This is a genomic window from Paenibacillus chitinolyticus NBRC 15660 (genome assembly GCF_000739915.1).
In the GTDB taxonomy this organism is placed as follows: Bacteria; Bacillota; Bacilli; order Paenibacillales; family NBRC-103111; genus Paenibacillus_F; species Paenibacillus_F chitinolyticus.
In genome coordinates, this window is the sequence record NZ_BBJT01000002.1 from 156072 (window position 1) to 182666 (window position 26595).

11 protein-coding genes and 1 pseudogene are annotated in these 26595 nt (G+C 51.6%); 5 read left to right on the forward strand and 7 right to left on the reverse strand.

What is annotated here, in order from left to right; all coding sequences use genetic code 11:
* Position 1: 1 nt before the first annotated feature.
* Positions 2–871 (reverse strand): ATP-binding cassette domain-containing protein, encoded by an 870-nt coding sequence (locus tag PCH01S_RS02450; RefSeq protein ID WP_042226518.1) that lies wholly within the window; start codon positions 869–871, stop codon positions 2–4.
* 6 nt (positions 872–877) lie between these two features.
* Complete coding sequence (locus tag PCH01S_RS02455; RefSeq protein ID WP_042226520.1) at positions 878–1264, reverse strand: GntR family transcriptional regulator; 387 nt, start codon at positions 1262–1264, stop codon at positions 878–880.
* A gap of 233 nt (positions 1265–1497) precedes the next feature.
* On the opposite strand from PCH01S_RS02455, the gene PCH01S_RS02460 reads away from it, so the two are divergent.
* Both PCH01S_RS02460 and PCH01S_RS02465 read left to right on the forward strand, forming a co-directional pair.
* Positions 1498–2202, forward strand: a complete 705-nt coding sequence (locus PCH01S_RS02460; protein ID WP_042226522.1) for an ABC transporter ATP-binding protein — start codon at positions 1498–1500, stop codon at positions 2200–2202.
* The gene (locus PCH01S_RS02465) at positions 2202–4529 is read left to right on the forward strand and encodes an ABC transporter permease (protein WP_042227389.1); all 2328 of its coding nucleotides are present in this window, start codon (positions 2202–2204) and stop codon (positions 4527–4529) included. Before PCH01S_RS02460 ends, PCH01S_RS02465 begins: the two co-directional genes overlap by 1 nt.
* 166 nt (positions 4530–4695) lie before the next feature.
* Here PCH01S_RS02465 and ppsA read toward each other — a convergent pair whose 3' ends face one another.
* Both ppsA and PCH01S_RS02475 read right to left on the reverse strand, forming a co-directional pair.
* Entirely contained in the window at positions 4696–7290 is a 2595-nt protein-coding gene (gene ppsA, locus PCH01S_RS02470; protein ID WP_042226524.1) for a phosphoenolpyruvate synthase, read from the reverse strand.
* Positions 7291–7619: 329 nt separating this feature from the next.
* Positions 7620–8078, reverse strand: a complete 459-nt coding sequence (locus tag PCH01S_RS02475) for an SMI1/KNR4 family protein (RefSeq protein WP_042226525.1) — start codon at positions 8076–8078, stop codon at positions 7620–7622.
* A gap of 320 nt (positions 8079–8398) precedes the next feature.
* Here PCH01S_RS02475 and PCH01S_RS02480 point away from each other — a divergent pair, with 320 nt between their 5' ends.
* On the forward strand, positions 8399–20239 hold the full coding sequence (locus PCH01S_RS02480; RefSeq protein ID WP_042226526.1) for a DUF7507 domain-containing protein: 11841 nt from the start codon (positions 8399–8401) through the stop codon (positions 20237–20239).
* A gap of 487 nt (positions 20240–20726) precedes the next feature.
* On the opposite strand, the pseudogene PCH01S_RS31820 reads toward PCH01S_RS02480, so the two are convergent.
* Positions 20727–21521: pseudogene (locus PCH01S_RS31820) on the reverse strand (transposase); the annotation flags it as partial.
* Between the two features lie 246 nt (positions 21522–21767).
* Here PCH01S_RS31820 and PCH01S_RS02490 point away from each other — a divergent pair.
* Positions 21768–22187, forward strand: a complete 420-nt coding sequence (locus PCH01S_RS02490; RefSeq protein ID WP_042226528.1) for a GNAT family N-acetyltransferase — start codon at positions 21768–21770, stop codon at positions 22185–22187.
* 231 nt (positions 22188–22418) lie between these two features.
* Here the strand turns inward: PCH01S_RS02490 and PCH01S_RS02495 are convergent, their stop codons facing one another.
* Positions 22419–23018: a DJ-1/PfpI family protein gene (locus tag PCH01S_RS02495; RefSeq protein ID WP_042227391.1), complete on the reverse strand. Its 600-nt coding sequence runs from the start codon at positions 23016–23018 to the stop codon at positions 22419–22421.
* A gap of 464 nt (positions 23019–23482) precedes the next feature.
* On the opposite strand from PCH01S_RS02495, the gene PCH01S_RS02500 reads away from it, so the two are divergent.
* The gene (locus tag PCH01S_RS02500; RefSeq protein ID WP_241688686.1) at positions 23483–25270 is read left to right on the forward strand and encodes a sulfatase-like hydrolase/transferase; all 1788 of its coding nucleotides are present in this window, start codon (positions 23483–23485) and stop codon (positions 25268–25270) included.
* Between the two features lie 75 nt (positions 25271–25345).
* Here the strand turns inward: PCH01S_RS02500 and PCH01S_RS02505 are convergent, their stop codons facing one another.
* The gene (locus tag PCH01S_RS02505) at positions 25346–26563 is read right to left on the reverse strand and encodes a sialidase family protein (protein ID WP_042226529.1); all 1218 of its coding nucleotides are present in this window, start codon (positions 26561–26563) and stop codon (positions 25346–25348) included.
* Positions 26564–26595 lie beyond the last annotated feature (32 nt).

Here is a 26595-nt window from a genome sequence, read left to right on the forward strand (position 1 = left end):
TTCAATGACCTCCTTGGATTAAATACGAGAAGAACGATTGAAGCGTCAAACTTTCGATCGAAATATCCATCTCACGCGCCAGCCGCCTGTCCCCGTCATTCAACTTTTCGTAAATAGCGGCAAGTGTGCCGTGGCCATAAGTCTCCTTATGCAAGACTCGCTTTCCGGCTGTAAAGGAAGCCACGGCCTCCGAATTGCCCCGGATCAAATGAGCTGCCATGCGTATTTCATCCATGTCATCATGAAGCAGGATCGAGCCGGCTTCAATCATATAAACTTTTTCCGCAACCGGGGCGATTTCGTCAATTAAATGTGTAGACAGTAAGATCGTGCGGGGGTGATTGGCGCAGTCTTCCAACAGCGCTTTGTAGAACTTTTCCCGCATCAAAACATCGAGTCCAAGCACCGGCTCGTCAAATAACGTCAGCGGCGCCCGGCTGGCCAGACCGATGATGTTGCCTACGAGCGATTCCGTGCCTCTTGAAAGCTGTCTGATTTTTTTGTCCGGATCGAGCCGAAACGCTTTGAGCAGCTCATGAGCAAAGGTCCAGTCCCAGTTTGGATGAAAACTTGCGGCGAATTTCAACACTTCGATAATCCGCCCTCCTCTGAAGTGTCTTGTATTCTCGCGTACGAAACAGAAATCGTTTGGAAGCTCTCCCTTCCCAAGCTTCTTCCCTCTTACCTCGATTGAGCCGCTATCCGGGGAAATGCCGCCGGCGATCGTGTTAAGCAGCGTCGTTTTGCCGGCGCCGTTCCGTCCGAGCAAACCGTAAATAACATTTTCCTCCAACTGCAAATCCAGATTGCACAAGGCGTAAGTCCGGCCGTATTTTTTGGTTAAATTGCCGCAAGTCAATGCTATGCTCACGATTCGCTATTCCTCTCTCAACTGTTTGATCATGTTCATAATGTCTTCGGTTGTCAGTCCGAGTTTGTCGGCTTCATCCAGCAGATCGGATAACAGTTCCTTGTGGAAACGTTCTCTCCGTTTAATCTGAATCTTCTGCTTCGCATCGGCCGCGACATACATGCCAAGCCCTCTTTTTTTGTACAGAATCCCTTCATTTACGAGCAGCCCGATTCCCTTCACTACAGTCGCGGGATTGATCTGAAACAGCTGGGAAAACTGGGCCACGGAAAGAATTTGTTCATCCACACGGAAAGTGCCGTTCAGAATATCGTCCTCAATGATGTCGGCTACCTGTTGAAAAATCGGCTGCTTATCGTCGAAAGTTACACTCATTCCCTCACCATTCAGCATATTAGTATGTTACCTATCCAGCACACTATAATTTATGGGCCAAAAATTGTCAATCAAGGCTTCAAGCAGTTTGCGCCGCCACGGGAAAATACACATCCATCCAGTGATTGACAATTATTCACAAGCGTATTATAGTATGCTACATTAGTAACATACCAACATACAAACTAAACTAACTTAGCGCAAAAGAACTTCCGAAGTTTCAATAAACCCAGTACGAGGAGATGTCCTAAGTGAACAAGTTAATCGAATTCAAGAACGTAGCGAAAGAATACAAAATAGGCGAAGTGCAGATCAAAGCGCTCGATGGCGTTGATTTTTCCATAACGGAAGGGGAATTCGTCGTTATTTTGGGTGCAAGCGGTGCCGGTAAAAGCACGATTTTGAACATACTCGGCGGTATGGATACGGCTACGTCAGGTCAAGTGTTTGTTGGCGATCAGGAAATCACTAGCCTTGGCGAAAAAAAGTTAACGCAATATCGCGGCGAGAAAGTGGGATTTGTGTTCCAATTTTATAACTTAATTCCGAATTTAAACGCATTGGAGAATGTGGAGTTCGCCACGGAAGTATGCAAAAACTATCTGGATGCGAAACAAATTTTATATAAAGTCGGACTGCAGGACCGGATCAAAAATTTCCCTTCCCAGCTCTCCGGAGGCGAACAGCAAAGGGTTGCCATAGCCAGGGCGGTTGCCAAAAACCCTCTGCTTCTGCTCTGCGATGAACCGACCGGAGCTTTGGATTATGTGACAGGAAAGTCCGTCTTGAAGCTTCTGCAAGAGTTGAACAAGGACACGAAAACGTGCGTCGTTCTCGTCACCCATAATTCCGCTATTGCTCCGATGGCCGACAAAATTATCAAGGTTAAAAGCGGAAGGATCGAAAGCGTTACGCTGAATAAAGAAAAACAAAATGTGGAAGGGATCGAGTGGTGATGAAGCTGTTTTCCAAATTAATAAGGGATATTAGACAATCTTCAGGGCAATTTATAGCGCTGGTATTGGTTGTTGCTGTGGGGGCTTTTTTCTACGGGGGCCTGGTCAGCTATAGCGATACTCTCCGTGCTTATACGAAAGATTATTTTAAAAGCCATAATTTAAGCGATTTATACGTCTATTACAATCAAATATCCAAAGAGGAAGCGGCAGGCTTAAGCGAAATTGAAGGGATACATAAATTAGAAGGACGTTATACGTTGGAGGCCAAGCAAGTCTTTGAAAACGTGAAAACTTCGTTAACCGTTCATTCGATTCCCGCGAACAATGAAATCAATACGCTTACGATAGTCGAGGGCAGTATCCCGTCAAAAAAGGGAGAAATCGTATTAGATTCCCATTATGCCGCTGAACATCAGTATCGTGAAGGCGATACCATTCGTATCTATACGGACGGTAAAGAGTTTACGTTTACGATTAGCGGCTTGTGTGAGAATGTGGAATATGCCAAGAAAAACCGGACCCAAGACCACAAAGCTCAAGGATTCGCATACATCTCCGAAGAAACCATTCCGGACATTCTGGGTGGCGGCTTTACCTATAATGAAATCATGATTGATGCCCAAGAGGGTTACGACGTGGATCAATTAGGCAAATCCATTGAAGCGCAGTCCTCCCCGCTTGCCTATTTAAACCAAGTAAATAAGGAGCGGACCTTCAACTATTCCCAAATTACGCAAACCATCTACAATAACACCATGATGAGTAAGGTTATCCCTTTGGTACTCTTTTTGATTGAGGCGATTATCGTCTTGCTGATTATGTCGAGACTGATAGATTCTCAAAGAAATCAAGTGGGCATCATGAAGGCTTTGGGCGTCAAAAGCAGAAGCATCCTGCTTCATTATATGGGATACCCTGTGCTGGTAAGTATTGTAGGCTCCATCCTGGGCTGTGCCATTGCCGCACTTGTATTCATCCCCTTGGTAAGAGGGTCGAACGCACGGGCCTACTCGCTGCCTGACATTACATTCTCGCTTTCCTTATTCACCCTTATTCCTCCCATCATTTTCTCCGGTGCTTTCGGAAGTTTAGCCTGTTATTTAAGCGGAAGAAGCGTATTAAAAGAACGTGCGGCTCAGGCCATGCGTCCTAAACCCCCTAAGAAGATGAAAAAATTGATCATCGAAAAAATTCCGGGGATCTGGAATCGTATTCCCTACAGCTACAAACTTATTTTCCGAAATCTATTTTTAAATAAACAAAAAGCTTTGGCAAGCTCAGTTGGCATTGTTGTTAGCACGGTTTTATTAATCACGGCTTTTGGCACTCAGACCGCCTTGCAAAAAGTAGCCGGCCAAACTGAAGATGTCCATACCTATGATTTAAGAGTGGATTATTCGGTGGGACCGATTCCTGATCCGGCAGAGCTGCCCTCCGGTATTAAAAACAGGTATGGATTAGCCACCTTCCCTGTTGAATTTATCAAAGATGACGGGCATGAAAATGCCACTCTGGTTGTTACTGAAAAAGATAACTCTCTCCTTCATTTCTTTGACGATCAGGACAACAAGATTTCATTGGAAGAAGGCGGTGTGCTGGTACCCAAATCTTACGCCGACAAATACCACATTGCAGAAGGGGACAGGATCAAATTAAAGTTTGCAGATCCTGAGCTTAAAAACAAATCCGTTGATATGAAGGTATTGCACATATCCACCCAGTACTCGAATCCGTCGTTTTATATCACACCGGCTTATTTAAAGAGCTTTGACCTGGATTACAGCCCTTCCTCGCTTTTAATTGAAGCCGCCGGCCCTGCAGATCTTGCAAGCATTCGTCACTTCTTCGAACAAGATCCACAGGTAGATGCCCTTACAGATAAGACTGATCTAAAGAAATCAGCTCAATACATTTTGAAGCAAAACAGCTTTGTGTTTATCATGTTTATCATTTGCGCGGTCCTGCTTTCTTTTGGCGCCATCTATACGATAACTTCCATCAACATTTACGAAAGAAACCGCGAGCTCGCAACCCTGAAAGTATTGGGCTATCAAAAAAGTAAAATAAACCGTCTCATCTTTTTTGAAAACATTATTCTCACCACCTTTGCGGTTCTTGTAGCGTTACCAATCAGCGGCTATGTGTATTCACTTGTTGTAAAGGCCCTGTCCAGTACCCATCAGCAAATCCCGAATCAATTAAATCTGTTCGTCATGTCGGTTGCCGTTATCGCCGCCTACTTACTCACCCTGCTCTCTAACTTACTGCTTCGGCGAAAAATAACCCGGATTAATATGATCGAATCTTTGAAAAGCGTAGAATAGATGGGATCGCCTAAGCCCCCGTAATGTCTTGACACCATCAGCAAAAAAATAGCCTTGGCCATTAGTCGGCCAAGGCTATCTGCATACAAGCGAAGCGGAGCCGATTCGCGCGGCTCACCAAGCGGTGAGGATCAGAGCTCAAGACATGCGTGTTGAGCGGCAACGATTACAAGATTTCGATATACCCTTCTGTTCCATGCACGCGAATTCGCTGCCCATCTTTAATCAGTTTGGTAGCATTCTCCACTCCGACAACTGCCGGCAAGCCATATTCACGCGCGATAACCGCTCCATGGGTCATCAGTCCGCCAACTTCGGTGACTAGACCTTTTATGGATACAAATAATGGCGTCCAGCCAGGGTCGGTAAAGGAAGTGACTAATATATCCCCATCTTCCAGATTCGCATCTTCCATGTTTAAAATGACACGCGCTCGCCCTTCTATGACTCCGGAAGAAACCGGCAGACCCAAGATAGCTTCGGCCGGGAGATTTTCTCGCTTGTACTCACCTGTAATGATTTCACCATCAGATGTGATGACACGCGGCGGGGTTAGTTTTTCATAGAATGTATACTCGTCTTTTCGTTTGCCGATGATGGAATCATCCAGTTTCTTCGTGCGTACGACTTCGTGAAGTTCTTCAAAAGTGAGATAGTATATATCTTCTTTGTTACGGATAACGCCAGCTTGGACGAGTCGTTCGGCCTCTTTCAGTAAAGCCTGCTTATAAACGAAGTAGCGGCTAATATACCCGTATTTGGGATATTCCCGGTAGCCGATGAAATTCCGGATGAGGTCGATCCTTTGTTTTGTTTCTTTGGCTTTTTGTTCACCATCCGGTAATTGCTTCAATTGATCGAGCAGCTCTTGTTCTTTTTCCAAAGCTTCCCGGCGCCCTTGCTCAAATTTTCGCTTGCCGGCATTAGGCTCAAAGTTCTTGATGTTACCAAGAATCAGGGGGACAAGTGTAATTGGTTTTTCACTCCAACGCGTTCTCGTAATATCAATTTCTCCGGTACATCGCATTCCGTATTTGCTTAGATAATCATAGATAGCGTTTCGGGCTTCTCTTCCTCCATCAAACTTAACCAGTTCCTCCAGAAAGTGATCTTCTTTTGCATGCTGCAAATAATCAATCACTTCCGGATAAGGGCGAATCGCATCCGCGACATCCATTAGCGCCAGACCCATTTCCGAAGTAATATTGCCCGGTACGGATTGAGAAAGCGTATCTGCCGCGTTTTTTTCGCCTAACCACTCCTTCATGTTCTCATTGATCCATGATGAAGCGTTTATAGCAGCCATAAACACGGCAGTACTTTGGGGGTCAAATAAGATCTTCTTTAATTGCTGGATATCATCCAGAATAAAATCGCACAAATCCGATCCCGATTTCGTTTGGATGTTTTGTTTTAACTCTTCTATTGAAGCTTGACTACGCTTAATCAACTCGGAGACGATTGTAGGATCGTTTTCGATTGGTGCCCTCATATCTGTATTGTTTCTGCCAGGACTTGGCGCTGTTTGATCATTGGGTAACAATTTTATAAAATCTCGCTCTATTATCGTCTTGATTGCGCCTATGATGAGCGGATCGGAACTCAGGTTATTTAAAAAAGTTTCCCGGCCGACAGGTGCAGCGAGCATAGGTGCAACATCAACAAACAGCCTTCCGCCGGCTTTACGCATACGTGCAGGCGTAATTAACAGGTAAAAAGACAATCCCAACGGCTTTATGGGATCCGTCATCATTTGTTGATGCCCGACAGAGAGATAGACGTGATTTTCTTGATCATTCGCTTCAGGGATCGGATATAAAGTCGTGATCGGCCGACTCTGGACCATATAAAAGGTATCATGGGCCAAACACCATTCGATATCCTGGGGACAGCCAAAATAGGCTTCGATCTGTCTTCCGATGCGTGCCAGCTGTAAAATTTGTTGTTCAGTGAGTGTTTGAGCCATTTGCTGATCGGGATTGAGCTGCACGGTCTCTGTTCCGCCTTCTTTTCGTCCATAGATAGCCAATTTTTTGGTTGCGATCCTCTTGTTGACGACCTCCCCTTCCTGCACTTGATAACAATCGGCAGATACCAAGCCGGAGACCAGAGCTTCTCCGAGCCCAAAACCGGCATCGATGGATAGCCGCTTTCGGTTAGAAGTAATCGGATCAGCGGTAAATAAAATCCCCGAAGCCTGCGGGAAAACCATCCTTTGAACGATAACGGATAAATAAACTTGACTGTGGTCAAATCCGTTTTGCATACGGTAGATGACCGCACGATCCGTAAATAGGGAAGCCCAACATTTGCTGATATGCTGCAGGATCGCATCGACGCCGATGATATTTAAATAAGTGTCTTGTTGACCCGCAAAAGAAGCATGCGGCAAATCTTCGGCGGTCGCACTGGAACGCACTGCGTAAGCATGTTCTTCACCAAACCGGGAAAGATAGTGAGCAACTGCTGTCACAACATCGGAAGGAATTTCTGCTCCCCTAATGATGTTCCTGATCTTCCTGCTGATCTCACCAATTTGATCCCGATCATCTGCTTTTAGCAAAGTTAGCCGATTGAGCAAAGCTTGATACGTCTCGTTTTGTTCGATGGCTTTCCGATATCCCGCTGTTGTAACGCAAAATCCTTCCGGTACTTGGATTCCTTCCAATTTGGATAGTTCCCCTAAATTCAACCCTTTTCCGCCAACGAGCGAAAGCTGCGTTTTTTCCATTTCTTGAAAACCGAGTACCAAAGAACTCATTCGATATCTCCCCTAACCATTAAATTGAGAAAAACAGTTGACAAGAGTTCACCGGCACGGTACACTTAAAGTGTAAGATGCATTAATTATGTCCGTATATTTAAAAAAAAGAGTCGCGATCTGATTATATCATCGTGTCTGTTTATATGCAAGACTAAAGAACCTGATAATACTACTCAGGTTCTTTTTTGATATTCCGCTATTATTCCTATCAAAAACTGTGGTTCGAGCCGAACTCCGTCATAGGATCACCAGACGATTAAAGACAAAAAAACCGCTCCTCTTTTCAGGGAACGGTTCGTTATTTTTTTACGGAACCTTTTCCGAATTTAAGAACGCTCGTCGATCAGCTGTTCCAAAAACTCCGCGAACGTCAAAGCATAGGTTTCGATCAAGTCATTCATGAGATCATAGCGCATAATCGGAAATTCACCCTGTTCATTCTTGGAAGACGTATCAAAATAATAAAGCTCGTCGTCATCCGGAACGAACAAGTCGAGTCTGTGGGGAAACCGGCTTACGAGCCATTCTTCTTCTTTATTCAGCCTATGTATATAGAGAAGGTCGCTGTCGACATACTCTCTATGCTCCGGAGAAACGAGCGTCAGAATGTTCCCGCCGTTCAACGAGGCATTTCCGTAATGAATCAGCCACCAGCGGTAAGACGGAGGCAGGCTGAATCCCAATTCCTCTTCCGCTTCCGCTATCCAGCTCTCTTCCGCCCCGTGACCGGGAAACCATTTTAAAGCAGTAGTCGTCTTCAGTTTGTCTGCCAAACGCTCATACATGAGTTGCATCCTTCCTCTCTCGCACCTGTATAATTTCCAAATTCTGCTCCTCCATTATAGCACATTAAATTCACCGGCATCGGTGCCCGACATCCCGGCTCTTCGATTTCACTAAAGATACTTCTCGACTTAACGGATCGATCGGCGATAATCCACCGCGGTTCGTAACAACTAACGCTCCTGCCTATTACGGCGCTTCGGGATTTTCACTTTCCTTTGCGGTTCTCTTTTTATGCATAGGGTCAAGAATCCCTTTCATAGGTATAGTCGAACCTTCCATAACCGGGAGTCGATAAACCTAACTTGGAGGATATGCAGCGATGGCCTTTTTGCAGCGATATGCCGCAAACCAGACAGGTGCCATTACATTTACAGGCAATACACTCGGATTGAGCCGATCCGAAACTGCGGGCGTTCCAGGAACAGTAGACAGCATAGGGGCTTACATAACTACGGACACGACACTCCAGTACGGTACATATCCGGCAGGAACGACAAGCCTATACACCTCCAACAGCTCTGCCGCAGTTCTCACTCTTCCCGCAGGGAGTACGGTATTGTACGCAGAGCTCATCTGGGGCGGCTCCTATCTGGACGGTACGGTCAACAATACCGCTTTTATCAACAACCCCATCACCTTCACCACACCGGCGGGCACATCGAGCGTAACTCAAGATGCCGCTACCGTCTATAACGTGACGTTTGCGGTCTCTCCGAGTTCTGTTCTGGCATACGTCCGCACGGCCAATGTAACGGCTTTAGTCAGTGCCGGAGGCACGGGAACCTACACGGCCAAAAGCATCGTAGGCACGCTTGCCGTTCCGGACCCCACAGCCAATCACGCCGGATGGACTCTCGCAGTCGTGTACCAGAACCCGAGTCTACCCTTCCGGAATCTCTCGCTGGGTGTGGGCGCGGAGATTGTCCAGTCGACTTCGGGGGCCGTCAATGTAGTCATCTCCGGCTTCGCCACTCCGGCTCAAGGGACGTTAAAAGGCCGTGCGTTAATCAGCGCGCAGGAAGGAGACGCCAACAAAACCGGGGACCAGGCTCTATTCGGTCCGACGGCATCGAGTCTGACGGCTCTATCAGGGGCTAACAATTTCGCCGCGAACTTTTTTGCGTCCCAAATCAACAAAGATGACGGCACGCTCGACACAAGCGGAACGTTCGGTACGCGCAACGCCGTCAACGGGGCTCCGGGCACGCTGATCAGCGGTGGACGCCAGGGATGGGATATTACCAACGTGGATATATCCTCCACGCTGAAAAACGCCCAGACCTCCGCGATTTTACAACTGACGACGTCCGGGGACGGGTATATCGTGAATGCGAACGCCATTCAAATCGACATTAACGCCCCCCTCGTATCCGTGACTAAAACCGCCAGCGTAACCGGAGCCGTCATCGGCGATACGGTCACGTTCACCATCGCCGTTAAGAACACCGGATTGGTCGACGCCTCCAGCACGGTCCTCACCGATCCGATTCCGGCCGGTTCCGCACTCGTCGCGAACAGTGTGACGGTCAACGGGACCGCTCGCACGGGTACCGATCCTTCAGCCGGCATCCTGCTCGGGACGATAAGCGCGGGCAGTATGACCACCGTGACGTTCCGGGTGACCGTGACTTCCCTCCCATCGCCCGCTCAGCTTTCGAACCAGGCGACAGCCAGCTTCTCGTTTCAGAGTGTAGCCGGGGGACCGGTTATTTCCGGGAGCGTTCCCTCCAACACACTTGCCGTCCCGGTCTACCAGCCGGTTATCGGACTCGTCAAAACGGCAAACACTTCTACAGCGACCGTGGGAGATACGGTTACTTACACCTTGACGGCTGCGAACACGGGGAGTATCCGCGCGGCCGCCACGTTGACCGATCCCATACCCGCAGGGTCCACATTTGTGACGGGCAGTGTAACCGTCAATGGGACGTCCCTGCCGGCCGCAAATCCGGCGACGGGATTCACCATCGGGAACATCGATGCCGGAGGCGGCGTCGTTACCGTCACGTTTCAAACGGTTGTGGCGTCTGTCCCCACCGGGGGAAGACTAATCGATCAGGGCACGGCAAGCTACACGTATTCTCCTCCCGACGGGCGGACGCTTTCCGGTTCGGCGGTATCCAACACGCTGTCCATTCCCGTCTCGGCGCCGAACGTTACCGTGGTCAAAACCGCCGGTTCGACGGACGCTGTCGTCGGAGACACCGTGACTTACACCATTACGGCGACGAATAACGGGATTGTGCCCGTCACCGGTGTGGTCGTAACCGACCCGATTCCGGCCGGCTCCTCTTTCGTTACCGGCAGCGTAACCGTGAACGGCACGGCGGTTCCGGGCGCTAATCCGGCGACAGGAGTTCCCGTCGCATCCATAGCAGCGGGTTCTTCGGCTGTCGTCACTTTCCGTGTTAATGTAACATCCGTTCCATCGCCCGCTCAGCTTTCCAACCAGGCGACTGTCAGCTTTTCGTCCGGTGCATTTACCGGCTCGTCCTTGTCCAATACGATCACGCTGCCTGTTTACCAGGCGGTCGTTTCAGCGGTGAAAAGCGTCAGTCCCGCAAGCGCAACGGTCGGTGCGACCCTCACATATACCGTCACTGTAAAAAATTCCGGCAACCTTTCCGTCTCCCTTAACGTGAGTGATCCGATACCGGCCGGTTCCACGTTTCTTGCCGGCAGTGTGACGGTTAACGGCACGCCTTTACCGGCGGCGAATCCGGCAGCGGGCTTCGCGGCGGGAAGTTTGGCGGCCGGTGCAAGCTCCGTCATCACGTTCCAGACGGTCGTCACTTCCCTGCCCGCTACATCCCGGCTCGTGGATCAGGCGACCGCGTCCTACACGTACCAGCCCCCGGACGGGCGGACGCTCTCGGGAAGCGCCGTTTCCAATGAAGTGTCCGTTCCGGTATCGGCGCCGAACGTCGCTGCCGTCAAATCGGGTTCCAAAACGGCTGCCACCGTCGGAGACGTCATTACGTACACCGTTGTCGCCGCTAACGGCAGCAGTGTCCCGGTCACCGGCGTCGTTATAACCGACCCGATTCCGGCGGGCACCACATTCAATGCCGGCAGTGTAACGGTTAACGGGACCGCGGTCCCGGCGGCCAATCCCTCCGCGGGAGTGCCTGTAGGCACAATCGCCGCCGGAGCTTCGACGACGCTGCAATTTACCGTTGCCGTCACCTCGGTGCCCTCTCCCGCCACGCTGGGAAATCAGGCAACCGTCAGTTTTACATCCGGTGCATTTACCGGCTCTTCCGTTTCCAATACGGTATCTGTTCCGGTTTACCAACCCGTGCTCTCGGCTGTCAAGAGCGCCGATACGGCAAGAGCTACTGTCGGAGACAGTGTGACCTACACGGTGAGTTTGACGAACAGCGGCAACTACAACGCGAGCATTACGCTGACGGACCCGATTCCCGCCGGTTCCTCGTTCGCCCCGAACAGTGTAACGGTTAACGGACTTCCGCTGGCCGGCGCCGATCCGGTTACGGGAATATCCGTCGGAACCGTTTCGCCGGGAACGACGTCAACCGTCACTTTTCAGACGGTAGTAAATTCCTTGCCCGCGCCTCCGCAGCTAAGCGATCAGGCGGTCGCCGCGTACACGTATCGGCTGCCGGACGGAAGAACGCTGACCGGCACGGTGTCGTCCAATATGCTTACCATCCCGGTGTCAGCGCCTAACGTATCGGTTGTCAAAACCACTTCCGCCACAGATGCCATAATCGGCGATACGGTGACGTATACGATTGCCGTCACGAACAACGGGATAGAAGCCGTATCGGGTGTCGTGGTGACCGATCCGATTCCGGCGGGCTCTTCGTTCGTATCGGGAAGCGTGAATGTACGGGGAGCGCCCCTGCCTACCGCCAATCCTGTCGCGGGCATTCCCGTCGGAAGCATTGCGGCGGGCGCTTCGGCGGCCGTAACGTTCGCCGTGCAGGTCAATACTCTGCCCTCCCCGCCGCAGCTTAGCAACCAGGCTTCCGCCAGCTTCGCCAGCGGGGCGTTTTCCGGAACGGCCGTCTCCGATCTTCTGATAGTGCCTGTTTATCAGCCGGTTCTGGCCGCTGTGAAAAGCGCCGGCACCTCCCGTGTCACTGTCGGCGATACCGTTGCCTATACCGTCACGATAACGAATTCGGGTAATCTGTCGGCCCAGCTTACCGTAACCGATCCGATCCCGACCGGTTCATCTTTTGTCGCCAATAGTGTGACGGTCGGCGGCGTTCCGGTACCGGGAGCCAATCCAGCCGCAGGCATCGCCGCGGGTGTTGCAGGACCGGGGGCGGCCGTCACGGTAACATTCCAGACCATCGTCAACACCCTGCCCTCCCCGCCTGTTTTGACCGACCAGGCCCAGGTTTCCTATACCTACCGTCCGCCAGACGGACGTTCACTGACCGGTTCCGTTTCATCCAATAGTGTTACGCTTCCCGTCTCTCTGCCGAATGTTACGATTGCGAAAAGCCCGTCCGCACCCGATGCGATTCCGGGGGATGTGATAACCTATACGTTGACGGTTTCCAACAGCGGGACGGGTGCCGTGTCGAACGTCGTGGTAACCGATCCGATTCCCGCCGGTTCCGTCTTCGTTGCAGGGAGTGTAAAAGTAAACGGCACCGCCGTTCCGGCCGTTAACCCGGCTAACGGTATCTCTGCAGGGACCATTGCGGCCGGAGCTTCATCGACTATTGTCTTCTCGGTGCAGGTCACGTCGCTGCCGTCCCCGCCGCAGCTCGTAAATCAAGCATCCGTCAGCTACACGAGCGGTTCCTTCAGCGGTTCTGCAGCGTCCAATACGGTCAGTCTTCCTGTCTACCAACCCATTGTCATCGTAAAGAAAAGCGCAAATCTCTCGCAAGGAACCGTAGGCGATCTTGTCACCTACTCGATTACCGCCTCCAACAGCGGAAATATCGGCGTTACCGCTTCGATCACCGATGCCATTCCGGCCGGCAGTTCGCTTGTGTCCAACAGTGTCGCCCTCAATCAAGTCCCCCTTCCGGGAGCCAATCCCGCCGGCGGAATCGCCGCGGGCACGCTGGCACCCGGTGCTTCAACGACTCTGACATTTCAGGTGGTGATTACTTCCGTGCCAACGCCTCCACAGTTAGTCGACCAGGCCGCCGTGTCGTATACGTATCAGCCTCCGGATGGACGGACGGTTTCCGGTTCCGCTTCGTCCAACACCGTCGTGATCCCGGTTTCCGCTCCCAATGTTGTCATAAGCAAAAGCGCAAGCGCTGCGGATGCGGTCGTAGGCGATACGATCGCTTATACGCTTGTCGCGGTAAATAACGGCATTGAGAATGTGACGAACGTAATCGTGACCGACTCTATTCCCGACGGCACAACGCTCGTGCCGGGAAGCGTAACGGTCAACAGCGTTCCCGTGCCGGGCGCAAACCCATCCGTCGGCGTACCGGCGGGTCTGATTGTCCCGGGGGGAGCGGCTGCCGTAACTTTCAGCGTGCTCGTCAATTCGCTGCCCGCCTCCGGACAGCTAGTGAACCGCGGTTCCGTCAGTTTTACAAGCGGCACGCTCTCTTTCTCTTCGTTATCGAACACCGTTACCGTTCCCGTCTATCAATCCATTCTGTCCATAGCCAAAAGCGCAAATACCGTCAACGCAACCGTAGGCGATACGATTACCTACACGCTCGTGCTTTCCAACAGCGGAAACATTGCCGCTTCGACAACCGTGACGGATCTGATTCCCGCCGGTTCCGTTCTGCTCGACAACAGCGTTACCGTCAACGGTTCTCCGCGTGCCGGAGCCGATCCTTCGACCGGAATTCCCGTCGGTTCCGTCGCGCCCGGCGTTCCCGTGACGGTTACGTTCCAAACGGTCGTAAACTCCGTTCCGGCCTCATCAATCCTTCTCGATCAGGCTTCCGCAAGCTTTGTATTCGTCCCCCCGGACGGACGCTCCGTTACCGGTTCAGCCGTGTCCAACACGCTTGTGATACCGGTCTCGGCTCCCAACGTAACCGTTACGCTTACGACGGCTTCTACGGATGCCGTCCTCGGTGATATCGTCTCCTACACCATAACGGCGACCAATAACGGCATCGAGAACGTGACTGGTGTTCTCGCCACGGACTCCATACCGGCAGGGTCGGTATTCGTTGCGGGCAGCGTGGTTCTAAACGGCACTTCGCTGCCGACGGCCAATCCCTCTGTGGGTGTTCCCGTAGGCATCATTGCGCCGGGCGCCTCGGCTGTACTCAGCTTTCAAACCAGCGTAACGTCTCTGCCTTCTCCGCCCGTCCTGTCCAACAAAGCAATCGTCTCCTTCACTTCGGGCACTTTTACCGGGTCCAGCACGTCGGGAACCGTTCTTGTGCCGGTCTATCAGCCGATTCTAGCGGCCGTTAAAACGGCTAATTTCTCCAACGCCACGGTTGGCGATACGATCGCTTACACGATTGCGGTAACGAACAGCGGAAATATTGCCGCCAGCCTCGTCGTAACCGATCCGATCCCTCCGGGCTCCACTTTTCTGGCTAACAGTGTGCTTGTGAACGGACTGCCCCTCCCCGGAGCGGATCCCACGACAGGAATTACGGCGGGCTCGCTTCTGCCGGGAGCGACGACATTGGTTTCGTTCGAAACCGTTGTCGTATCCGTTCCACCGTCTTCAAGACTGAACGATCAGGCCGCAGTCGCGTTTACGTTCCAGCCTCCGGACGGACGCACCATCAGCGAATCGGTCAGTTCGAATCCCGTTACGATTCCCGTATCCGCGCCGAACGTTGCGGTTACGAAAACCGCCGGTTCCACGGATGCCGTCGTCGGCGATACCATCGCCTACACCATCACCGCCACAAACAGCGGTATTGAAAATGTGGCCAACGTCGTTATTTCCGATCCGATCCCGGCCGGCTCGGTTCTTGTCCCGGGCAGTGTAACCCTAAACGGACTGCCTGTTCCTGCGGGTAATCCGGCTGCCGGCATTCCTGCCGGAATTATCGCGCCGGGCGCATCGGCCTTTCTCCGTTTCCGAGTAACGGTCACTTCTCTGCCTTCTCCGGCCCAACTCCTGGATCAGGCTACGGTTAGCTTTACTTCCGGCGCTTTTACGGGATCTTCGGTCTCCGCGCCGCTCTCCATTCCCGTGTATCAGCCTCTTATCACCTTGGCCAAAAGCGGAAATTCAACCAACGCAACCGTAGGCGACACGATCACCTATTCGATTCTGGTAACCAATTCCGGCAATATCGACGCTGCCGCTACGATCACGGACCCGATTCCGGCCGGTTCCGCCTTCTTTGTGAACAGTGTCGCCGTGAACGGCACATCGTACCCCGGGTCCGATCCGTCCACGGGCATTGCAGTCGGGTCCATTGCGCCCGGAAGTTCCACTCTAGTCACCTTCCAGGTGATTGTCACTTCCGTTCCGGCACCGCCTTCGCTCGTCAACCAGGCTTCCGCCAGCTTTACTTTCGTTCCGCCGGACGGACGTATTATCCAGGAATCCGCCGTCTCCAACGTAGTCTCCATTCCAGTATCGGCCCCCGATATCTTGGTCACCAAAACGGCCGGTTCCACGGATGCGGCAGTAGGCGATACGATCACCTACACGATTACCGCTTCGAACGCCGGTATCTCCGGCGTGACTAACGTGATCGTGACCGATCCCATTCCAACCGGTTCCGCATTGGTCCCCGGGAGCGTGACCGTGAACGGGATCGTTAAGCCCGGCGCTGACCCGGCTTCCGGTATCGCAGTCGGCTCTGTAGCGCCCGGGGCGGTAGCGACGGTTTCTTTTCAAGTCACCGTCACTTCCCTGCCGTCTCCTCCCGTCTTGTCCAATCAGGCGAGAGTCAGCTACACATCCGGAGCTTTTTCCGGCAGTTCTCTCTCGGACCCGGTAGTCATCGGCGTGTATCAGCCGATACTCAGCGTTACCAAAAGCGCGAACACCGCCAATGCCACGGTGGGCGATACGATCGTCTACACGATCCTCGCGGCCAATTCCGGCGATATCGCAGCGGTAACGACGATTTCGGATCCGATCCCCGCCGGTTCGGCATTTATAGCCAACAGTGTGGTCGTGAACGGACAGCCGATCCCCGGAGCGGATCCGACCGTCGGGATCGCAGTCGGTCCGATCCCGCCTGCAGGCACGGCCGGAGTGACTTTCCAGGTTGTCGTTACTTCCGTCCCGTCTCCGCCGACACTCGTCGACCAGGCAACCGCCGCTTTCACCTTCCAGCCGCCCGACGGACGGACGTTGAGCGGTACCGCCCTTTCCAACGCCGTCAGCATACCTGTATCGGCTCCGAACGTGACCGTGGGCAAGAGCGCCAGCGCAGCGGACGCTGTATTCGGAGATACGGTGACGTATACCATCACGGCGGCAAACAACGGAATCGAAGCGGTAACCGGTGTTATCGTAACCGATCCGATTCCGGCCGGCTCCGTTTTCGTTCCGGGCAGCGTAACACTGGGCGGTGTGCCTCTTCCTTTGGCCCGGCCCGACGCGGGTATCAATGCCGGAACGATCGCAGCGGGCGCAACTGCCACCGTCACCTTCCAGGTTACGGTTACATCCCTGCCGTCTCCGCCCGTTCTGTCCAACCAGGCTGCCGTAAGCTTCACATCGGGAGTTTTCTCCGGCACTTCTTACTCCGATCCGGTTACGGTACCGCTCTATCAGCCGATTCTTCAACTCGCCAAAAGCGCAAATTTCTCCAATGTGACCGTCGGGGACACTCTGACTTATACGATACAGACAACCAACAGCGGAAATATCGCCGCCGCCCTCCTCCTATCGGACCCTATTCCCGCAGGATCGCAGTTTATTGAAAACAGCGTCAGCGTAAACGGAATTCCCGTACCGGGCGCTTCACCCGTTGCCGGTATAAATGCCGGAAGTGTTCTTCCGGGAAGTACGGCTTCCGTCATGTTCCAGGTTCTCGTTACATCGGTTCCCAATCCGCAGCAGTTGACGGATCAGGCCACCGCCGCTTTTACTTTCCTGCCGCCCGACGGACGCATCGTAAACGGCTCCGCCGTTTCCAACACCCTGTCCATTCCGGTATCGGCTCCGAACGTATCTGTCGTGAAAGGGACGACTGCAGCCGATGCCATCTTCGGGGATATCGTCACGTACTCTATCGCCGTCACGAACAACGGAATAGAAGCCGTGACCGATACAGTCGTGACCGATCCTATCCCGCCCGGCTCCGCTTTCTTACCGGGCAGCGTCACGGTAGGAGGCACAGCCAGGCCCGGAACGAGCCCGGTTACCGGTATTCCTTTGGGTACCCTTGCGTCAGGTTCCACGGCAGTCGTTACTTTCCAAGTCACCGTCCAGTCTCTGCCGACGCCTCCCCAGCTTTACAACCAGGCGTCCGTCGCGTTTACGAGCGGGGCCTTTACGTTCTCATCGGTATCGAATCCCGTTGTCGTGCCGATCTTCCAGCCTATCCTTACCGTTGCCAAATCAGGAAGTTCGGACAACGCAACCGTGGGAGACACCGTCACTTATACGATTGTCCTCACGAATACGGGCAACCTTGCGGCGAGCGCATCGGTAACCGATCCGATTCCGCCGGGATCTTCCTTCGTGCCGAATAGTGTCACGCTGAACGGAATACCCTTGCCCGGAACCGATCCGGTTACGGGAATACCCACGGGATCCATTGCTCCCGGAGGGTCCGCTGCCGTCACCTTTCAGGTGCTCGTTACGGCTGTTCCGGTTCCTCCCCTGCTTATCGATCAGGCATCGGCGCAGTTTACTTTCGTTTCTCCGGACGGAAGGACGAATACGGGATCGGGTGCATCGAACACGGTCATTGTTTCGGTATCTAACATCGCTGTCACCGCGGTCAAGGAGACTGATTTGCGAAGCTCCATCCTCGGCGATACTATCCGGTATACGATCACCGTAACGAACAAGGATGCCGATCTTATCCGGGAAGTCGTGCTCACCGATCCGCTTCCGCAGGGTTCCGCTTTCGTGAAAGGCAGCGTCACTGTGGACGGTGTTGCCTTGCCCGACGCCGATCCCAATACGGGCATCGCTATCGGGCAGCTGGCTTCCGGAGCATCGGTCGCGGCTTCCTTCCAGGCGTCCGTCGTATCGCTTCCATCTCCTCCGGAGCTTACGAATCAGGCTGTCGTTACTTTCGTCAGCGGCGCAGAAGCCGGTTCGATTGTTTCCAACTCCGTGACCGTTCCCGTTCTTCAGCCGATTCTGACGGTTCCGAAGACGGGCGACACAGACAGCGTGGCGGCCGGTGATACCGTTCTCTATACGATTACAGTGGCGAACACCGGTTCCACCGGTGCATTTACCACGATCACGGATGCACTGCCGCCTGAAACGATTCTTGTGCCGGACAGTGTTACCGTCAACGGCACCGTAATTCCCGGCGCCGATCCCGCCGCGGGAATCACGGTCGGCACCATTGCTCCGGGGGCATCTGCGTCGGTCTCCTTCCGTGTGCGGGTTACCGTGATACCACCGGAAGGCGTTCTTGTGAACCGGGCGCTGTCCGCCTTCTCGTTCCAGACGCCGGACGGCCGGACGCATGAAGGCAGCTCCGCTTCGGAACCGGTTGTGATCCCTGTCACGCCGCACTCTGTCAGTCTGTTCAAAAACAGTACGGTAGAGGCTGCCGCAATCGGAGATGTCCTTGCGTTCGGCATAACCGTGACGAATGGAGGGCAGGCCCCCGCTGCCGATGTGATCGTCACGGATCTCCTGCCGGAAGGTACGTCCTTCGTGCCGGGAAGTGTGACGGTCGACGGCACCGCTCTTCCGGATGCCCAGCTTCAAGCCGGAATTGCCTTGGGGTCGGTTCCGCCGCAGAGCACAGTCCTGATCGGATTCCAACTGGAGATCACCTCCATTCCGGAAGCGGCCCAGCTCGTCAATACGGCATCGGCAAGCTTCACGTATGCGGACCATTCCTACACGGTATCCGCCAGTTCCGACGCCATATTCGTCTACAAGTATGGGATCGAAGCCGTGAAAAGTTCGGATCAAACCATTGCCACGATCGGCTCCGAAATCGCTTATAACGTAGTGGTGACGAATACCGGAACGATTGACGCGAGCTCGATCGTCCTGACCGACCGGCTGCCGGCGGGGACGCAGCTCGATGCGGGCAGTATCCGTATCGACGGACAGCTTCAGCCCGGTGCCAATCTCTCCGCAGGATTATCCCTGCCCTCACTCGGACCTGGGGGTTCAGCGAGTGTATCCTACTCGGTAACGGTAACGGAGCAGCCCGATTCGGGCCAAATCGAAAACCAGGCTCGGATTGAAAGCTCGTATGTTCTCCCGGACGGTAAAACCGAATGGGAGGTGGTTTCATCCAATCTCATCGGGATAAGCGTGCATTCCCCAGTGATCATTGCGGAAAAATCGGCGTCACCCGGAATCCGCGTCCTGGGAGATGTCGTAGAATACACCGTGGCGATTCGGAACAGCGGTACACTTGCAGCGGATGTTACCCTGCAAGATCTGCTTCCGCCCGGCTCGGCCTACGTCCCGGATTCCGTGACCGTTAACGGAGAGCCTCGTCCAGCGGCGGACCCTTCCGATCTGGCAATCGGACTACTGGCTCCCGGCAGTGCTGTAACGGCCGCTTTCCGTTTAACGATTACGTCGCTTCCGGCGGAGGGACTTCTCCGGAACCGGGCTACGGCAAAATTTACGTACCGGCTGCCGGATGAAACAGACATTTATACGGGCGCAGCCGCATCTAATGAAGTCGTCCTTCCGGTTTTTGCGCCGGCTGTTTTGATTCATTTGAATGTTGACAGCCATGAAGCGGCTTCGGGAGATATACTGACCTATACGGCCGTCATTACGAATACAAGCCGCGCTCCGATCGTTGAAATCTTTACGGAAAATGACCTCTCCGCCGGTCTCGCTTTCGTATCCGGAAGCGTTCGTATCAATGGGATGTCCGCTCCTAACGCGGACATAACCGCGGGAGTCCTGCTCGGAGAGCTTCAGGATGGCGAAAGCACCACCGTTCAGTTCGCTGTCGCTATCCTTCCGGCTACGTACGGGTTAGTTACGCTTCGGCAGACGGCCGGATTCTCTGTCAGGCTGCCGGATAACCGCATTATTTCAGGCAGCCAGCAGTCAAATCCGGTCACGATCCGAATCGTTCAACACGAGGAATAACAGAGTACCGCATGAAAAGACCGGGGGAAGGTTCCCTCCGATCGAATCCAAAGTCGCTTTATATGCGGATGAGGCAGCCCGAAAACCCCCTGCTTCCATAGATTTCGCTTTAACACCCTCCACGACTGTGGTCAGGGTGTTTTTTTTCATATCAGCCGTGCAGCTGTATCTGTGGTGAATGATCTTTCAGATCACGAGGCTGTTGCCGTGATTCAGAGGCAACCGCACGAGAACAACGTGTGCCGTCCGTTATCAATTGCGTCGCTGTCCCTACTCTACGAATACATTGCCGAACCTGTATGGCAATGTATGGTTGCACCTTTGGATCTCCACATGTGCTCATGGTGGTCACCCCTCCCACATCTCACAGAGTCTACGCTCCCACATTCCTTCATTCAACCTGTCCATGAGGTGGAGGTCAGAAATGCTGCCCGACAGGATCTTCGATCGTAAGGATAGTGCCTTTCCGGCTCATCCGTGCTTCTTGTTATCTTGCTCTGCTTTGGTCATCAACATAAAAAAACCGATCATTAAGCTGCTTGTGGTATCTCCCAAATCGAGGGATATCCGGGATCATCTTTTCTTCACTAAACTCATGTCCCTTCTGCAAGATACCGAAAAGGATGCGTATGAGTTTGTTACATAACGCGATGAGAGACTGCATCTTTTTTAATGGATTCACAGGCCGTTTGGTGTAATAATCGTGTAGGGTTCGAAAGGCTGAATTTTTAGCGACTAGCGGCATCATCACTCTAAAGAGCAGAGCACGAAGGCGTTTCCTGCCTCTCTTTGTGATCCTGGTTTGTCCTATATGTGTGCCGGATGAATTTGTTTTCAAATTCAGTCCAGCAAGCTTTGTGATCTGTTTCGGATGTCGGTACTGATAAATGTCTCCTACCTCGGCTAAAAAGTCAGAGATGGTATCCCGGCCAATACTTGCTTTACATGAGGGATCTGCGCTAGTAGTTCATCTAACTTTGCTTCCAATTCCTCAAGCTTATTTTGATGCCATTCGTACTGTGTCAGCAACAACTTTAGCTCCGTTTTAGCCAACTCAGAACCTTGCCTGATGCCAACAGAACAGCCGGCTGCTGCCTTCAGATTCTGTATTCGACCTAGACCAAGCCCGCGCTTTGCAGCTTCTCTTAATTGCTGCAGCAACGTCTCGTCTGGCACAGAAACAAGCTCATGTGGCAGTAGATGAAGGCTTAGCATTTGGGATGGCGGACTTGCACTCCCAGTCCTTAAATACCGTCAGAAACTCTGGAAAATACCGATCTAGCAGTCTCCTTGGTTTTGTTTTTGGATCCGACGCTGGCCATCTATAAGGAGCTGTCCTTGTGGCAGCTCCACACATTTGTACCCGTTAGTTGAACAAATTAGCTTTGTCGTCTATGATAATAATATTCGTGGCTCAGGCGTAAATGTAACAATAACACAGTGAATCAGAAAAGTTCTCACGTTAAAAAGAATCCCACCATTTCTCTTATCATGGCGCATAATATATAAAGGAAGCGAGAGTGAAGATGTGAATATTAGAGTAGCAAATGAACTTGACTACCCAGCTTTAAGAAAAATATACTTGGAATCCCGTCGTAAAAGTTTTCATTGGGCCGACATAGAAGCAATGACTTTAGATGATTTTGATAAGCATACAGAAGGAGAGCATATCTTTTTAGTAGAGGAGAATAATCAAATCCTCGGATTTGCTTCTCTGTATTTGCCTGATAACTTTATCCATAATTTATTCGTCCACCCCGATTTCTCTGGTAAGGGTGCTGGTGGTCTTTTACTCCAGGCCTCTATAGAAAAAATGGAAAAACCGATCAGATTGAAGTGCGTATCAAAAAATCATGCGGCAACGAAATTTTACGAGAGTAAGGGCTGGAAGAAAGTCGTTGAAGAAGGTACTCCACACGAAAAATATTGGGTTATGGAATACAATTGACCTCTCTACGCATGAAAGCAAGGAATTCCCTGGCTAAGTGAGTATCCACCACCTTACCCATACCCAATTTTTCGCTATTACTCATGATACGGTTCACCGCTAATGATCTTAAACTATACTGCCTGATAGCTGAGTGAAGCAAAGAGAATCACGGAATCTAAAACAGGCGATGGACCGGGTCCATCGCTGCACTGCCGGTTCCTTTTTGAAAAGCATTAAAACGAATTCAACTTAACTCCAAACAACACCTCGCCGCTCATATTCCATTCTATATTCAACGGCAGCTGCAATTTTGGCACCTGCGAACCTTTCCGTGATCCAAAGTCCCAAATCAAGTCCTGAAGTGACTCCTCTTGCAGTGATAATATTCCCTTGATCTACAATTCTGTAACGAAGCAGATCCGCCCCGTATTCACTGATTTCATCGTGCGCCAAATAGTGCATCGTCGCCTTTCGACCATCCAATATACCGGAGGCAGCCAGCAGCATCCCCCCTGTACAAACTCCGGCAACGATCGTTCCTTCGTTGTGCATCTCTCTAATCATTGCGGGCAGGGTTCCAAGCTCCGCTTGCTTTCGTGCCCCATGTTCAGCTTTATGATTCCAGCCACCGCCAGGTACAATTAACAGATCCGGACGATTATCCATTCGTAAAAAATCATTTAGTTTCACCGTAACCCCGAACGAAGCAGCAATTTCTTGTTTTGGTTCGCTTGATATCAGATCAACCGTAAAAGGGGCCCCTTCTTCTATCGCTCTTTTGAGTACCTCAAAAGGTGCCAAAGAGACAAGCTCACCGAAGCCGTCAAACAATACAATTTGTATTTTCATTTTTAGAACACCGTCCATGTACTTAAAGAATTTTGTACTCTTCTGCCCGTTAGCTCAGGGAAACCAAGATAGGCTTTTTGCGACAAAATGCCCTTAATCTATGCATGTCAATAAGTATGGCACATTCCGAATGGGCATGAAAGTACGTCTTTCATTAGAAGTTGAGTCGGCAGGACCGAGAATCGTGCATCCGCAGAAAAGAAAGCCAGGGAACTGGCGAAATATCTTCGCGCAGAACGGCCGGACTATGGTTATCTGAAGAGTCTGTTTCAACATGTTAGAGTCGTCAAAAAAGCTGCCTTATGTACCAACAGAGGAGGAATTGAAACGATTTTATAAAGTCTTTCGGAAAGCTAAAAATTTTCAAGACATGAGATCGTAAATCCCATTTTGAAGTCCTGTCGTAAGGTTATACTTTTTTTTCGCCGGATCACATATTTTAGGATAAAAAGATTTCCGAGGATGTGATTCCCATTAGCCGCCATTTAAAAAGGCCTAATTTTTTGGTGTTCCTAGTCGATGAGGAACGGTACGCGCCTGTTTATGAAAACGAGGAAATTAAAGAATGGCGTGAACGGAATCTTGTCGCTCAAAATCTTTTGAAGTCTCATGGATTGGAATTTCACAGACATTATATAGGAAGCGCAGCGTGCTGCCCCAGCCGTGCCACCTTAATGACGGGTCATTATCCGTCTCTTCATGGCGTCACCCAGACAACGGGAATCGCTAAAGAAGCTTTTGATTCGGATATGTTTTGGCTGGATAGAAACACCGTACCTACGATGGGCGATTATTTTCGCGCCGCCGGATACCGGACGTATTATAAAGGGAAATGGCATATATCTCATGAAGATATTACCGTACCCGGTACTCACACTAGCCTTCCAAGCTACGATCCTTTGACAGGTGTACCGGACAAAAGCCTCGAAGCTCTATATTCGAACGCCGACCGCTTGAACGATTTCGGATTTTCTACTTGGATCGGACCTGAACCTCACGGAAGAAACCCGCGCAATTCGGCCTCATCGGCCGGGATCGGACTAAGCGGCAGAGACGAGATCTACGCTGCGGAAGCGGTCGAACTTATAGAGGCCCTGGACCGATTGAACCGTCAGGACAATCTTGCGGAACCTTGGCTGCTCGTAGCTTCCTTTGTGAATCCGCACGATATTGTTTTGTACGGCGCTATTACCGAGCGATTGCCCCAGTTTAAATTTGAAGTGGAACCTATGCCGGAGGTCGCTCCTTCCCCAACCCTAAACGAATCGCTTTTCACCAAACCGCGCTGTCAGGCAAGCTACCGGAATCTGTATCCAAAAGCTTTACAGCCTATTATAGATCAACCGTTCTACCGTAAACTCTACTACCAGCTGCAAAAAAATGCCGACCGGCAAATGCTTAAGGTGTTCGATGCCCTCACCCGCACTTCTTTCTATGACGAAACGATTGTTATCTTTACATCGGATCACGGGGAAATGCTTGGCGCTCACGGCCGTCTTCATCAAAAATTTTATTGCGCCTACGAAGAGATTCTGCATGTTCCCTTCCTCATCCACAATAAACATTTATTTCCGCAGCATGCAAGCCTCCACACCCTTACAAGCCATGTGGACCTTTTGCCTACTATGCTTGGACTGGCGAATGTGAACATCGAAGAGATTCAGAACAGCTTGCGAAACACATTCAGCGAAGTCCATCGTTTTGCCGGGCGTGACCTCAGTCCCTGTATCCTTGGGAAGGGCCCGTCCACCATCGACGAACAGCCGGTTTTTTTCATGACGGACGACGACGTTACCCGGGGGCAGCACCAGATCAGTCCATTGGGGGTGCCCTATTCATCCGTTATTCAGCCCACCCACATCGAGACTGTCATCGCACCTTTATATAGAAACGGAAGGAAAGAATTATGGAAGTTCTCCCGCTACTTCGATGATGTTCAATTCTGGAGCCAGCCGGGGATACAAGACGTGACGCTCCACCCCGTTGGAGGGGCTGCTTCCGGCACTCCGGATTCGCAATGGGTCACCCAGGTCAAAACCCAACCGGTTCCAGACGAGTATGAACTATATAACATAACCCTTGATCCATTGGAAACATGCAATCTGGCTCATCCCGCCTATGCAACGGAACAAACGAGAACTATTCAATTGCGGATGATGCATCTGCTGGCCGATCAGCGTCAACAAAAGCGATTAACTCCCGTTAAAAAACACTTCCTAGCCCCCCACACAACCGCTCAAACAAATTTTTAGAGAAGCCAGTCGGGTATGGAAAGGTTTGATTTTAGATTGTACGTAAGCGTATGGTTTTTCAGGTTCGGCATAGGTTTATTGATTATCTTCAAACCAGATGTTTGCAATTCCTGTCCGTGTGTCAGTCCAAACGGTTACAAGGCGGTCTGTCTGCGGGACAATCGCATTGCCGATGTAGTCCCCGATTACAAGAAGACCCGCGACACTAAACGAAGTCGTCGTCAGGCGAGTGTTTGTAAACGTTACTCCACCATCCCTGGATGTTGCGAGAAAAACGTCAAGATCGGGCGGATTGACCCGGTTGGTGTAATAGGAAACAAACACGGCTCCGTCCGAAGGGGAAACTGTGATAGCCGGGAAAAAGTTCTGGGATCCGACCGGACTGTCTGCTATCGGCATCGGCGCCCCCCAATTTACACCAAAGTTTGTGGAGATTGAAAGATAGATATCGGAATAACCTTGTCGATAGTCTTGCCATACGGCGTAGACGTTTCCCCGCGTAGACGGAACGTTTGAGATGTCTCCCGACAAGGAGGGATACGTCAAGCACCTGAATTGATAGCCGGGTAACGGCGAAGGTACAACAACGACGGATGTAACCATGGTTTCCCCGTCAAATGTGGTTCCGCCATCTTGTGAAGTACGGATATTAAAATCGCTTACGCCGGGAGGCTGGGTAATCCATCCCACGATGAGTATTCCATTTAATGTAATCGCGATACCCGGAAACTCCTCGAATTCGGTGACTGAAGAGAGAAGTGTCGGGTCCGAGTACGTGTTTCCGCCGTCTTTGGAACGATTGAAGAATATAGTATTTCCCGGTGTGAACTCCGTGTTGTAATCGTGTGTATAGCCCGTATATATGGATCCCAAAAACGGACTGGATCCCGCTTTATCGGTGGTAACTACGACTTGATCGTTATTGACAAACTGTCCATATCCTTGGTTGACAACCACAGGCGGTCCAAACGAGGAAGCATTATCGTTAGAGGTATAGCTTATTACCGTACCGCTGAGGCCATTCTCATCAAAGGCATGTGCCAGCACAACAAAGGAATTCGGAAAAAGATAATCGATATGAGGCGATTCTATGCCTACGAACCCCGTTGGTAACGACAGCAGCGTCGTGCTCCATGTTGCGCCTGCGTCAATGGATTTATAAAGGCCAATGTTCGGCGATCCCGTGCTAAAATCCACAGCTACGACCACCATAACAGAGGGATTTAGCCAGTTCACCGCTATGCTTGGCTCAAACTGCATACTGGTACTTGGTGAAATTTGTATATTGGCCACCTGTACTTCTCCCTTCTTTATCATGATAACGA

What these genes read in the sequence shown, in the direction of transcription:
- PCH01S_RS02455 (WP_042226520.1), bottom strand. Translation starts at nt 1,264, where the DNA reads ATGCTGAATGGTGAGGGAATGAGTGTAACTTTCGACGATAAGCAGCCG.
- PCH01S_RS02465 (WP_042227389.1), top strand. Translation starts at nt 2,202, where the DNA reads ATGAAGCTGTTTTCCAAATTAATAAGGGATATTAGACAATCTTCAGGG.
- ppsA (WP_042226524.1), bottom strand. Translation starts at nt 7,290, where the DNA reads ATGAGTTCTTTGGTACTCGGTTTTCAAGAAATGGAAAAAACGCAGCTT.
- PCH01S_RS02475 (WP_042226525.1), bottom strand. Translation starts at nt 8,078, where the DNA reads ATGTATGAGCGTTTGGCAGACAAACTGAAGACGACTACTGCTTTAAAA.
- PCH01S_RS02480 (WP_042226526.1), top strand. Translation starts at nt 8,399, where the DNA reads ATGGCCTTTTTGCAGCGATATGCCGCAAACCAGACAGGTGCCATTACA.
- PCH01S_RS02495 (WP_042227391.1), bottom strand. Translation starts at nt 23,018, where the DNA reads ATGAAAATACAAATTGTATTGTTTGACGGCTTCGGTGAGCTTGTCTCT.